Source organism: Paenibacillus sp. URB8-2, assembly GCF_013393385.1.
Lineage (GTDB): Bacteria > Bacillota > Bacilli > Paenibacillales > Paenibacillaceae > Paenibacillus_AQ.
Window position 1 is genome coordinate 4,868,701 of sequence record NZ_AP023239.1, and the last position, 13,551, is coordinate 4,882,251.

Below are 13,551 nucleotides of genomic sequence, written 5' to 3' on the forward strand. Positions count from 1 at the left end.
ATTGTATATTTTTTAAATCGGCTGTCAGGCCGTTTGTTCCGTCAGATTTACTTGATATCCTAAGGATTCTAATCGTTGGAACGGTTCATCACCATGTCGCGGTTTCGTTGATCGAAATAATCAAATCCCAGTTCTTTATATTCTTGTTTTCGCGTTAACAAGATATAAACGATCGTCAGGATGCTATGTCCGACAGCCACTGCTGCCCTGTTTTTTCCTCGCCTGCCTGCGATCCGGTGATATTGGGCCGACAGGTAGGTATTCTTTTTTCGTCCCGCGGCCCGTGCCGCTTCCACCAGCGCACTTCGCAGTTTTTTGTTCCCTTTTCGGGTCTTCGCTGACCGCTTTTTCCCGGCACTTTCATCGTGACCTGGAGTCATTCCTGCCCAGGAACATAAATGTCCCGGACTTGGAAACCGTGTCATGTCGGTCCCGATTTCCGCCAGAATTTGTTCGGCGGTTCGCTTACCGACGCCGGGAATGGTATCCAATAACTTCAGGTCCTCTGCGAAAGGGGTCATTCGGCGTTCCACTTCTTCATCCAGTTCGGTGATTAACTCGTTCAATTGGTCGATATGCGACAGCTGTTTTTCCAGCATGAGCAGCTGATGCGGCCCCAAGCTACCTTCAAGCGCCAGTTTTAATTGTTCTTTCTTGGCCTTCAGCTTCTTTTGCGCGAAGTCAGCCAGGATCGATGGATCACTTTCTCCCTGAATCATCGCTTCCAGCATGTTCCGTCCAGATACGCCCAGCACATTGGAGGCCACCGACGAGAGTTTGATATTTCCGCCTTCCAGCACCTTTTGCAGTCGGTTTACTTCCCGGGCTCGTTCTTCGATGATGCTTCGCCGGTAGCGAATAATTTCCCGAAGCTCTCGCTGCTCCCGATCGGGAATATAGCTCCCTTGCACCAGTCCATGCCGGAGTAGCTTGGCAATCCATTCCGCATCCTTTACATCCGTTTTTCGCCAGGCACCGCTTTGATATGCTGAGCGTTCACGACGATCGGCTTGACATCTTCCAGTTCAAGCAGGTTATAAATCGGTTTCCAGTAATCCCCGGTACTCTCCATCGCGACATGGCTGCACCGCTCGCTTTTGATCCAATCCACCAGATCGACCAGTCGTCTGGTCAGGGTTTCAAAACTTCGAATCTCCTTTCCTTTCGGGGTGATGATACATGCGGTGATGCTTTTCTTGTGCACATCCAATCCACAGCAACGTTCAATCAGGATTTCCATGCTTTGCTTCTCCTGCCTGCTGGCGTTAATTAAGGCTGGTGCAAAGACCAATGCTAAGGTTATTCTGCCCTGCGTGCTTCCCGAATGGGAGCAACAATCTGTGATGCACCGGGTCGATGGGGTCCGTCTGATATCCGGGTTCGTGACACCAAGAAAGTACGACCTACCTTCGCCAGCCCAGTAACCAGTATCGCCCATATTTTCATTATTCAGTGGTGCCGCGCAGCGGCATGGGAGTCTGATATTTCAAAAAAAGGCGCCTCCGCTGCCGGAGACGCCCCTTGCCAAGAATAGCTGTATTATTGCGCAGCCGCCAATACTTTGTCGAACTGCGTTTTGTTCATGCCTACGATTTTATGTTCACCAATCACTGTGACAGGCACGGCGCGCATGCCCATATCCCATACCTGCTGCGCATAATCGTCGTTCTGCTCGATATTGCGCTCCTCGTAAGAGATTCCCTTCTCGCTCAAAAAGCTCTTGACCTGACGGCAGTGCGGACAATTGGTGGATGTGTACACCACAACGTTTTCCATAGTAGGTTACCTCCCAAGTATCATTTTTTTTGTTGTTATTATAACACCTGATGTGCTCCGATGAAAATTACAGCATTACCGCGCTGTGTTCCAGGCTCTCAATGTATTTCTCGGCGTCCATAGCCGCCTTGCAGCCGCTGCCCGCTGCTGTAATTGCCTGTCTGTACCGGGTATCCTGAACATCGCCGCAGGCGAACACGCCCGGAATGTTCGTTTCGGAAGTGCCCGGATTCGTCACAATATAACCGTTCGCATCAGTGGTAATCTGGCCTCCGAGGAAGGCCGTATTCGGATGATGTCCGATCGCCACGAACACGCCGCTTGCTTCGATGATCTCTTCTTCGCCGGTCTCGTTGTTCAGCACCTTCAGCCCGGTCACGCCGTTGTCGCCCGCCACAACTTCAAGCGGTGTGCGGCTCAGCGCCCATTCCACTTTCGCGTTGTCGCGCACGCGGTCCTGCATGATCTTGGAGGCGCGGAGTTCTTCCCGGCGGTGAACCAGCGTTACCTTCGAAGCGAAGCGGGTCAGGAAGCCGGCTTCCTCAAGCGCGGAATCCCCGCCGCCCACCACGATAATCTCCTTGCCCCGGAAGAAAAAGCCGTCGCAGGTTGCGCAGGTGCTGACGCCCCGGCCCACATTGTCCTGCTCTCCGGGAATGCCCAGATACTTTGCCGTAGCTCCGGTGGAAATAATCAGCGTATCGGTCTCAAGCGTACCCATATCTTCAACATTCAGCTTGAAGGGACGCTCGCCCAGCTCCACGCTGTTGACCCAGCCGGTAACAAATTTCGCACCGAAACGCTCAGCCTGAGCCCGCATGTTGTCCATAAGTTCCGTTCCCAAGATGCCTTCCGGAAATCCCGGGAAGTTCTCGATCTCTGTCGTCGTGGTAAGCTGGCCTCCCGGCTGCGGACCTTCGATAACCAGCGGATTCAGATTGGCCCGGGCCAAGTAGATAGCAGCAGTCAGACCGGCGGGTCCGGTACCGACAATAATGGATTTATACATGACAACATCCTCCTTAAATATGGAACGATAGAAGTGCGAGCTCTTAAAGTACAACATCTATAAGCTGCGCGCTCATCCTTGGCCTTATATTTCTAAGGGAAAAGAATACCTGAAGGCGATGCTTGATCGCCGGCTTCAGAAGCAAGAGCACAAAGGGCGTCAAGGTGTTCCTTCTTGTTTAGAATTATTATAATGTAGTACTTATTATGATAGACACTGGCGAAAATGTCAATATGCCAGACTCGTCAACCCGAGGAATATTTTGTGAACAATTTAATTTTTAAAAACTTTTGTCAAATCCATTCGTTACCGCAGGAGCCGCAATCCGTTCAAAATCACGAGAATGGTGCTGCCTTCATGACCGACGACGCCGAAGGGAAGCGCGATTCCCTCGGTAAAGTTGCTGATAATCAGCAGCGCAATCACGCTTATGGCAAAAATCATGTTCTGCTTCACGATCCGCTGCGAACGGCGGGCGAGAGAAATGGTTGACGCGATCTCTTCAATATTATCGTTCATCAGCACCACATCCGCGACTTCAAGCGCCGCGCCGCTGCCTTTCATGCCCATGCCCAAGCCTACCGTCGCCTGGGCGAGCGCGGGCGCGTCGTTGACGCCGTCGCCGACCATTACCGTATGGCCGTACTGCTCCCGCAGCGCGCCGATATGCTTCACCTTGTCCTCCGGCAGAAGGTCGGCAAAGACGAGATCGACGCCCGTCTTCGCGCCGATAGCCTGCGCCGTGGCTGCCCGGTCGCCGGTCAGCATCGCCACCTTGATGCCTAGCTCCTGCAGCTTCCGCACCGCTTCCTCCGCCTGCGGGCGCATCGTATCTTGAAGCGCGATCATGCCCGCTATTTTGTCTCCGTCCAGAATAACGGATACGGTTTTGCCGTCCTTCTCCAGGTCCGAACGCTGCTCTCTCCAGAACGCCAAATCTTCATCCCGCAGCGCCGCCGGCGCGCCCTCGGCGCCCCTTTCAGCCGCCCCTCCGGTTTCGGCATTGCCCGCCGTCGTCGCGTATGTTTCCGCAACCGTACCTTCATCCAAAATGTTCGACTTGCCGATCTTCCACAGCTTACCGCTCACTATGCCTTCCATTCCCCAACCGGTCAGAGAGCGGGAATCCTGAACGCTCCACAGCTCCAGACATTCATCCTCGGCTTTGCGTACAATCGCTTCGGCCAGCGGATGGCGCGACATGCTCTCAATTGAGGCGCTCACTCTGAGCAGCTCAAGCCGGTGGTATCCTTCACCGACGATAAAATCGGTTACTTCCGGTTTGCCCTCCGTCAAGGTTCCGGTTTTGTCAAAAGCGACGACGGCGGTACGCGCCATATTTTCCAGATGCGCTCCGCCCTTGAACAGAATGCCTTTGCGCGCGCTCTTGGAAATCGCGGACAGCATCGCCGGCATAATGGACGACACCAGGGCGCACGGCGAGGCGACAACGAGGAAGACCATCGCTTTATAGAACGTGGCGCCCCAAGACCAGCCCAGTACAAAAGGAGGCAGGAAAACGAGAACAAGCGTCAGGGCGACCACGATCCGGGCGTAAATCGCCTCAAATCGTTTGATAAACCGCTGGGACTCCGGAACCTCGGCTTCGGCATCCTCCACCATTTTGACGATTTTGGCAAACAGCGTATTCTCCGCCGATTTCGTCACTTCGATATACAGCACGCCTTCGCCGTTCAGCGTACCCGCGAATACTTCATCCCCGTAATACTTCTCAACCGGGACCGATTCCCCGGTAATCGACGCCTGATCGACCGATGACTCGCCCCGGTACACGGTTCCGTCGGAGGGAATCAGCTCGCCCGGACGCACCAGCAGCAGATCGCCGACGCCCAGCTCGTCGATGGCCACCTCGTTCATGGCCCCCTGCTCGATACGCAGCGCCGTCGCCGGCTTGAGCGCCATCAGCGAAGAGATATCCTTTCGGCTGCGGTCCATTGTATAGCTCTCCAGCGCTCCGCTGAGCGCAAAAATAAAGATCAGCATCGCCCCTTCGTTCCAGTACCCGATCGACGCCGCGCCAAGCGCCGCCGCGATCATCAGCAGGTTAACGTCGAGATCATGCTCCTTGACGAGTGTTTCCACTCCCTCTTTGGCTTTGATCCAGCCGCCGACCGTGTAGGAAATGACATAAAGGCAGATCGACAGCACCGATGACCAGCCGCTGAGTCCCCAGGCCAGAAGCATAAGCAGCCCGCTTCCAAGCGCGGCCTGCATTTCCGTATTTTGAAGCATCGCCTTCGGATCGAATTTTCTGCCTTTGGGCGCTCCCGGTTTCTTGGATTGTTCGTCGTATGACGAGACGCGCGGCATGGATTTCGTAGCTTGTTGCATCGCAGACACCTTCCTTACTAATTGATATTGGGATATTAGGATTTAGGGCTAATGATAATGAGAGCCATTCTTACAGCCCTTAAAATGACACATGCTGCCCCGGCTCCGCCGGGACAGCATGGTAATGAGAATGATAATCATTGTTTCTTTAGTACAAAATGTTTTCCTTAGTGCAACTTAATAGTTATAATATACCCCTCCCTGGAAAATGTAAACCAGTATACAAGCCCATTTTTTGCGGAGTCTGCACAAATAAATCTCTTTAGAATAGAGAAAATCCGCTGCCGCCTTGATTGAAATCGCTTAACTTTGGCAGCGATCAACGGCTTATAAAATACGCCAAAGGGAGCGCCCAATGGGCGCTCCCTTTGAAAGTGACACTTTATGAATAATTCCGGACGTGCAGGACAACCCGACCCGCCCGATTGTCCGGCGGTTCGCTTTGTTTCCGTCCGCTTCTGCAAGAATAACCCTCATTCACGATACGGGAGGAGGAATGACTGCGGACTCCCACTGCTTATGATAGCCGGCCGGCGGCCGTATCCGTGCTCTCATGCCGGTCCATCCAGACCAGGCAGGCCGCCCGAAGCAGCGCTTCGGTCCGATGGGCGGCGCCGCAAAAAATCCCGTTCAGCCCGATCCGGTACAGATCGGCCAGCTCGGACGCCGCCGGAGCGCCCGCGGCGAGCACAACCGCCTCTGGCTTGACGCTCCGCACGGCGGCGAGAATGCGCTCCGCCGCGGAGGCAAAGCCCGCGGCGCTCTCCTCCGGCGCGGACCGGTCCGCCGCGCCGTCCAGCACGAGGAAATCGGCGATGCGCCCGATTTCCGCGGCGGCGGCGGGATGGACATCTGGGGCGATCAGCGCCCCGATGCGGCACGCCGCCGCGAAACGGTGGCCGAGAGTCTGCTCGGCCACCGACTCCATGAATTCGCCCGCAGCGGCGAATTCGGCCGGGCTGGCGGGATAAGGCGCCAGCAAATCCAGGCGGCAGTCGCCGCCCTCGCGCTGCCGTTCCGCCAGCGCGTTGAAGAGCGCTTCCAGCAATGTGTCCTGGAGCTCGGCGAGCCGGTCCGGACGGGAGTCAAGCTCCGGGGTGACGGGCAGGCTCACCGCTGCCCACTCCCCGTCCGCCGATCCCAGCAACGCGGCCGCTTCGTCGCGCAGCCGGTAATAGACCCGGCGCAGCGCCAGGTCCGCTTCCGGTCCGCTCCCGCTGGCGAGCCAGTCGCCAAAGAGCGAAGATGAAGGCGTCAGCCAGTCCTCGCTTCTGATAAGGCAGGGCCCTGCCGGAGCCGATCCCGGTTCACGGTTATGCGGACGATCCTCCCGGCCTTCTGGGAGCACAAGGAAAGCCGGACGGGCTCCGCGCAAGGAAGCCGGCAGATACGAGTCTTCCACGCCGGCCGGGATTTCCGCAGCCGTTCCGGATGAATACGGATATTCCACGCCGTTTCGAACACTATCCTGCCATTGTTTATCCCCCATCTTCGCACCTACCTTATCGGTTATGGATTGTCGCCGGACGAAGTATAAGCAAGCATTCCGCCGGCTGTTATTCTTCTTGCGGTCTCTCTAAATTCATACGAAGATGGAGCATGAAATATGCAGGTACGGGCTTCCCTTTGATGGGCAATCTGACAGCCGGGTTGTCAGTAGTCTCTTATCCGGCGATTACTCCCCGGCTGGCCGCAATCGCCTGCCGCAAATCGCCTATAATGTCCTCGATCGCTTCCGTGCCGATCGACAGACGGATCAGTTCGGGCGTGACGCCCGCAGACAGCTGTTCCTCATCCGAAAGCTGCTGATGGGTTGTGCTGGCCGGGTGAATGATCAGCGACTTGGAATCGCCGACATTCGCCAGATGCGAGAACAGCTTCACATTCTCGATCACCTTGCGGCCCGCTTCGCTTCCTCCCTTGATGCCGAAGGTTAAGATCGCCCCTTGGCCTTTAGGCAAATACTTCTGCGCGAGCTTAAAGGAAGGATGGTTCGGCAGCCCCGGATAGCTTACCCATTCCACATCTTCGTGAGCCTCCAGGAACTCCGCCACCTGCAGGGCGTTCTGGCTATGGCGCTCCAGCCGCAGATGCAGCGTTTCGAGTCCTTGCAGCAGCAGCCAGGAATTAAATGGCGAGATCGTCGCGCCAATATCGCGGAGCAGCTGAACGCGCGCCTTGATAATATAGGCGACCGGCCCCAAGGCTTCGGTATAGACCAGCCCATGGTAGCTGGGATCGGGCTCTGTCAGACCTGGAAACTTGCCGCTGGCTTTCCAGTCGAATTTGCCTCCGTCCACGATCACGCCGCCGATTGAGGTGCCGTGGCCGCCGATGAACTTTGTTGCCGAATGGACGACAATATCGGCTCCGTGCTCGATCGGACGAAGCAGATACGGGCTCGGAAACGTATTGTCAACGATAAGAGGAATGCCGTGCTCATGCGCGATTGCCGCCACTGCTTCGATATCCAGCACATCGCCCCGCGGGTTGCCGATCGTTTCTGCATACAGCGCTTTGGTCTTCTCGGTGATGGCGCTGCGGAAATTGTCCGGGTTGGCCGAATCCACGAAATGGACCTTAATGCCCAGCTTCGGCAGCGTCGTGGAGAACAGGTTGTATGTCCCCCCGTACAAGCTGGCCGAGGATACAATTTCGTCTCCGGCTCCGGCGATGTTCAGAATGGAGAAGGAAATAGCTGCCGCACCCGAAGCGGTCGCAAGCGCCGCCGCGCCGCCTTCCAGCGCCGCAATCCGCTGCTCGAACACATCGGTCGTCGGATTCATCAGACGCGTATAAACGTTGCCGAATTCTTGCAGTCCGAACAGATTGGCTGCATGCTCCGCATCCCGGAATCCGTAAGAGGTGGTCTGATACAGCGGAACGGCACGGGCAAATGTAGTCGGATCGATTTGCTGTCCGGCATGGACGGCGAGGGTTTCAAATAACAATTGGGTTTGTTCTGGCATAGTCGGTTCCTCCCTTTTTTTCCCTATTCTCTCACAAAGAATATCATTTGAAAAGACTTAATCTTATTATTCCACTGAGAATTATAAGAAAATTAAAAAAAATTAAGAAAAAACGGCTTCACCGTCCTTTTAGGGAGCTTAAGCTTCCGAAGTAGCGATACGAGTATCGCTTTCAGGTACCGTTTCTCGTAGAAATATAAGTCAAAATGTTAAGCGCTCCGCTTATACATGCTTATATTTTAAAAAAAGCTGCGGTCAAAGAGGCTTTTCCTCTTCAACCGCAGCTTGTCGCGTCCGAATAAATGTCAATATCCGGATATATTTTGTTCTCCTTTAGCAATCGCGACGCCGCCGCTCGTCCCGATCCGGGTAGCGCCCGCGCCGACCATGACCAGAGCGTCTTCCGCGCTGCGCACGCCGCCGGAAGCTTTGACTCCGATGTCCGGCCCAACCGTTCTGCGCATGAGCGCGATATCCTCCTTCGTCGCGCCGCCGGTTGAAAATCCGGTCGATGTCTTCACGTAATCGGCTCCGGCTTCCACGGACAGCTTGCAGGCCCGGATCTTCTCTTCTTCCGTTAGCAGACTGGTCTCAATGATGACCTTGGTCAGCGCCTTTCCGCGAGCGGCTTCCACCACGGCGGCGATATCGCGCTTCACCAGGTCGTCGTCGCCGTCCTTAAGGGCGCCGATATTGATGACCATATCGACTTCTTCCGCCCCATTGGCGATCGCGTTCGCCGTTTCAAAAGCCTTGGTCTCCGGCGTCGAGGCTCCCAGCGGAAAGCCGATTACGGTGCATACCTTAACCTCAGGCGTATCCTTCAGCACTTCATAAGCGACGGCAACCCATGCAGGGTTGACGCATACGGAGGCGAACTTGTAGCTTTTGGCTTCCTCGGCCAGTTTTACAATATCTTCTTTTCGGGCATCCGCTCTAAGCAGCGTATGATCGATCATTTGAGTCAGCTTGTTTTCGCTCATATACAATTTCCTCCATAACGTAAATAGTGATTCTCTCACTCCCTGTAATCATACCAACTGGGCTCCTATTTGCAAAGCGCATGACTTTGAAAGACATCTCGCTAGGTATTTCATCCTACATTACCTAAGCAATGAACAGAACAGTCTCAAATAATTTAACAAAATTTCGACTACAATGAATATTTTGCTAAATGTTCTTTTCCGGACTAGAAAATATAGGTATAATGTAGCAAGCATGCTCATATTTTCGACATATTTCAATTTTAAATTCTATTTTTAATAGAGAGAGGAGAACTTCACACCAATGGGAAGCTTTAAATTCGAAACCACCCCGGCTTTGCGCACTCTAAATGTGACCGTGGAGGGTTCTTTCTCACAGGAAGACGCCGCCCGTTTCGTCGCCGCCTACAACGATTCCGTGAGTAAGTTCAATCCGAAAGAGTATGAAATTGTGTTGGATTGCACTACGATGAACGTTACCGCTCCGGGGGTCATCCCCATGCTGGAACAGTGCTATTTGATGTATAAAGAATCGGGCTTTAAGAACGTCGTCTTTACCATTGCCAAAAATCCCGTTCTCAAAATGCAGCTTGGCCGTGTAGCGCGCACTACGAAGCTGGATCAATACGAGATCAGAGAAATCTAGGGAGGTGTTCACTCTGGAGTATATTTCGATTCGCCAGGTCGCTTATTACCACCCGGAAAAAGTCGTTCACAACGATTATTATTTGAATCATTTTAATCGGATGGGCAAGGATATTGCCCGCTTTTTGCAAGTGATGGGCAGGGAACAAAGATATATCGCCGCCGAAGGAGAGAACGCGCTGACCATGGGTCATCAGGCGGCCCGGAAGGCGCTTTCGGACGCCGGACTCGTCAGCGAAGATCTGGATATGATTGTCTTCTCGTCTCAGACGCCTGAATATACTTATCCTACGAACGCTCTGCTGCTGCATAATCTGCTTCGCGGCAAATCCCGTACGATTACTCTCGACTCCAACGCAAATTGCGCCGGAATGGTGGCTGCGCTAGAGCAGACAAGCCGTTATATGCAGTCCAACCCCCATATTCGTTATGCTCTAATTGTAGGAAGCGACCTCAGCTCGGTGAACTGCAATCCCGAAGATGAGATCACGTCGCCCAATTTCGGGGATGCCGCGGCGGCCGTCATTTTGGAGCGTGGCTCCGAAGGGCGCGGCTTCATGGATTCCTTGTATTACACCGATTCCGGGGATTGCGAGAATATCATGTTTCCCGCGTGCGGCCTGTCCAATATTTATAATCCCGAAATGAAGCCGGAACAAATACGGATTGCCTGGAAGCCGTTCGACGGCACCTGCGTAGTCGAACCCGCAGCAGCCGATATCCAGGAAGTGATGCGGCGCAACGGACTGACCCTGGACGATATTTCGGCCTTCTGCCTGTCGCAGTTCTCACTGAAAAATATCGAGCTGATCTGCGAAAAGCTGGGCGCCGATATGAATAAATTCATTTATGTGGGCGACGAGTTCGGCTATACCGGGACAAGCAGCCCTTTTATCGCGCTGCAGCGCGGTATTGAACAGGGAAGCATCAAACGGGGCGATTACATTTTCTTCTGGTCGGTGGGAGCCGGCTGGCAGCTTCCGACGGTTCTGTTTCAGTATTAATTAAACATTTTTCAGTATAAATGGACTTCTTCGGCTATAACAAAGAACCTCCAATTCCGCCAAGGCGTCGTTGGAGGTTCTTTGTTATAGTTCAAGCATGATTAAAATGCAGCCAGCTTGGATCGGATTATTTTGCGGTAAGAGAATCAACATCGATAAACGGAGCAGCCCCGCCGGTAACGGTCGGAAGCTTCCCGTCCCATTTCTCCAGCGCTTTCTCCTGAACCTCAATCTGCTTCAATTGTACGAGCTCGGGTGTGACTTCCTGCTTCTTCAGCTTAAGCGACTGAGCTTCCGCCTGCGCCTGGGCGATCTTTTGCTTCGCCTCGATTTCGATCCGCTTCAGATCATTCTCCGCTTTCAGCGCCTGCTGCTGGGCCACCTGCTTTGCTTCAATCGACTCATTAAAAGCTTCGGAGAATTTGAAATTGACGATATTGATGTCGTTCACGATCAGATCGTATTTGGCAAGCCGAGTCGTCAAATGTCCGCTGATCTCGCCGGCGACGATGTCGCGGCGGGTAATCAGATCCTCGGCGGGATACCGGGCTGTAACTTCCTTGACGATTTCCTGGATGGCGGGATTGATAATAACCGAATCGAAGCTGCCGCCGATATTGTTCATCAGATTGTACGCCGACTCCTTGTTCACGGAATAGTTCACCGCCACATGTGTGGATACGGGCTGAAGATCCTTCGACGAAGCCGATGTATCGGTTTCCGCCTTGGTAACCTGCGTGTTGACCTGGATAATGGTTTGAATAAACGGAAGCTTAAAATGGATACCCGGCGATAAAATATTGTTGTTCAGCTTTCCGAACGTCTTGTACAGTCCCACATGGCCGTATTCTACCGTGGAAAAGGCATTCCCCCCGATCAACAGCACGATGAGCACGGCTGCGACGACGCCGATTATTCTCCTCGAACGAAACGACCTCAGCTTTGGATTGGTCTCCATATTCACAAACATTCCCCCCTAATTAATTCGGGAAGCCCTGGCCGGGATGTTGTTTCGGAGTCCAAAGTCATTCTGCCCGGATTCAGCCGGCCTTCCACTATACATTGTATACGGCGGCTCCGCAAAAAAGGTCGCAGCAAATTGGCCTGAAAAATCATTCGTCCGGGCAAGCAAGAAAAACGACGTCCCGCCAAGAGGAACGCCGTCTTTCTGTCCGTATGATATATGCTAGTGACCGTCCGTCACTCTTAGTCCCACCCGGCTTACGAGCCTGGAGCTTTCTTCATTCATGCCGATGATCGTTACTGTTTTTCCATACTGTTCATACTTGTCCATCGTCTTTGAGATGGCGTTCACCGCCGATTGATCCCAAATATGCGAATGCGAGAAATCGATGACAATTTTATCCGGATCGGTCCCATAACTGAACTCATTGATAAAATGGCTCATCGTGCCAAAGAACAGCTGTCCCGAAACGATATATGTCTTGGAGCCGCCCTCCGTTGTTGCCGTCATGCGGATCGAAGCCATCTTCCAAGCAAAAGTCAGCGCGCTCAGCAGCACGCCCAGAAGCACGCCGATTGATAAATTATGCGTGGCTACAACCGAAATCACTGTAACGAGCATGACGAGCGCATCGCTGAGCGGAACGCGGACAAGCGATTTCAGCGAGCCCCATTCAAATGTGCTTACCGACACCATGATCATGACGCCGACCAGCGCGGCCATCGGGATCTGCTTGACCACATCGCCGAGCACCAAAATCAGGAACAGCAGAAAGATGCCCGACACGAAGGTGGACAGCCGCGTACGGCCGCCGGATTTCATATTGACCATCGACTGGCCGATCATGGCGCAGCCCGCCATTCCTCCAAAGAAGCCGGTCACGATATTCGCCATCCCCTGGCCCTTGGCCTCTCGGTTCTTGTCGCTGCCGGTGCCGGTAATATCGTCAATGAGTGTAGCCGTCATTAGTGATTCGAGCAGCCCTACGACCGCAAGCGACAAGGAATACGGCAAAATAATGAGCAGCGTATCCAGCGTAAACGGCGCCTGCGGAAGATGGAACAGCGGCAAAGAAGCCGCTATATGCCCCATATCTCCTACCGTTTTGACATTAAGATGCAAAAAGATGGTCAACGCTGAAACGATAATAATCGCGATCAGAGCCGAAGGCACAGCCTTGGTCAGCCTTGGCACGGTGTATATGATAACAAGTGTCAGGGCAACGAGTATATACATGAGCGGGCCTTGTCCGCTGAAATGCGTCAGCTGCGACATAAAGATAAGAATGGCCAAGGCATTCACGAAACCGGTCATTACCGGCTGCGGCAAAAACGTAATAAAGCGCCCCAGTTTCAGCACACCCATCAGAATCTGAAAAATGCCGCAGAGAATCGTAGCCGCGAACAAATACTCGATGCCGTGGTTCAGGACAAGGGTGCCGACCAGTAGCGCCATCGCTCCCGTGGCCGCCGAAATCATACCCGGCCGTCCTCCGGCGATTGCCGTTACGATTGCAATACAAAAAGACGCGTATAAGCCCACCATTGGACTGACTCCCGCCAAAATCGAAAAAGCGATCGCCTCCGGTATGAGCGCAACGGCCACCGTCATTCCCGACAGAACGTCACTCCGGGTATTCGATAACCAGCCGTTATTCAATTTGCTTTGCTTCAATGGAAAGATTCCCTCCTGCGTTTTGGATTTGAGTGTAACAGGTCCGATGCAACGCTAATGCCGTTAATTGTACCTGATCCGCCACTGCAGCCACAATCAGACATCATCGATTTGTAAGCGTTTATTTCAAGTTTTCTCTTTCATATTCACCTGTTTTCTCCTGCATTCGAATAAT

Annotated in this window: 10 protein-coding genes and 1 pseudogene; 2 read left to right on the forward strand and 9 right to left on the reverse strand. The window is 53.6% G+C overall.

Annotated features, from left to right (window positions below; translation table 11 throughout):
• Positions 1–24: 24 nt before the first annotated feature.
• The 7 genes and pseudogenes from PUR_RS22535 to deoC form a co-directional block, all read right to left on the reverse strand.
• Positions 25–1,240, reverse strand: a pseudogene (locus tag PUR_RS22535) (IS110 family transposase).
• A gap of 299 nt (positions 1,241–1,539) precedes the next feature.
• Entirely contained in the window at positions 1,540–1,776 is a 237-nt protein-coding gene (locus PUR_RS22540) for a glutaredoxin family protein (RefSeq protein ID WP_124697057.1), read from the reverse strand.
• Positions 1,777–1,843: 67 nt separating this feature from the next.
• Positions 1,844–2,785: a thioredoxin-disulfide reductase gene (gene trxB, locus PUR_RS22545; protein WP_179037179.1), complete on the reverse strand. Its 942-nt coding sequence runs from the start codon at positions 2,783–2,785 to the stop codon at positions 1,844–1,846.
• A gap of 306 nt (positions 2,786–3,091) precedes the next feature.
• Positions 3,092–5,137 (reverse strand): heavy metal translocating P-type ATPase, encoded by a 2,046-nt coding sequence (locus tag PUR_RS22550; protein ID WP_179037180.1) that lies wholly within the window; start codon positions 5,135–5,137, stop codon positions 3,092–3,094.
• Positions 5,138–5,654: 517 nt separating this feature from the next.
• Positions 5,655–6,626: a hypothetical protein gene (locus PUR_RS22555; protein WP_179037181.1), complete on the reverse strand. Its 972-nt coding sequence runs from the start codon at positions 6,624–6,626 to the stop codon at positions 5,655–5,657.
• Positions 6,627–6,801: 175 nt separating this feature from the next.
• Positions 6,802–8,106 carry a homocysteine synthase gene (locus PUR_RS22560; protein ID WP_179037182.1) on the reverse strand — a complete coding sequence of 435 codons (1,305 nt, stop codon included), beginning with the start codon at positions 8,104–8,106 and terminating at the stop codon, positions 6,802–6,804.
• A 305-nt stretch (positions 8,107–8,411) separates the two neighbouring features.
• Positions 8,412–9,089, reverse strand: coding sequence for a deoxyribose-phosphate aldolase (gene deoC / locus PUR_RS22565; RefSeq protein ID WP_179037183.1), 678 nt, complete (start codon positions 9,087–9,089; stop codon positions 8,412–8,414).
• 304 nt (positions 9,090–9,393) lie between these two features.
• On the opposite strand from deoC, the gene PUR_RS22570 reads away from it, so the two are divergent.
• Positions 9,394–9,735 carry a hypothetical protein gene (locus tag PUR_RS22570; RefSeq protein WP_179037184.1) on the forward strand — a complete coding sequence of 114 codons (342 nt, stop codon included), beginning with the start codon at positions 9,394–9,396 and terminating at the stop codon, positions 9,733–9,735.
• Positions 9,736–9,739: 4 nt separating this feature from the next.
• Positions 9,740–10,738: a ketoacyl-ACP synthase III gene (locus PUR_RS22575; RefSeq protein ID WP_232101607.1), complete on the forward strand. Its 999-nt coding sequence runs from the start codon at positions 9,740–9,742 to the stop codon at positions 10,736–10,738.
• 127 nt (positions 10,739–10,865) lie between these two features.
• Here PUR_RS22575 and PUR_RS22580 read toward each other — a convergent pair whose 3' ends face one another.
• On the reverse strand, positions 10,866–11,696 hold the full coding sequence (locus PUR_RS22580) for a prohibitin family protein (protein WP_179038036.1): 831 nt from the start codon (positions 11,694–11,696) through the stop codon (positions 10,866–10,868).
• Between the two features lie 228 nt (positions 11,697–11,924).
• On the reverse strand, positions 11,925–13,376 hold the full coding sequence (locus PUR_RS22585; RefSeq protein WP_179037185.1) for a SulP family inorganic anion transporter: 1,452 nt from the start codon (positions 13,374–13,376) through the stop codon (positions 11,925–11,927).
• Between the last annotated feature and the right edge of the window lie 175 nt (positions 13,377–13,551).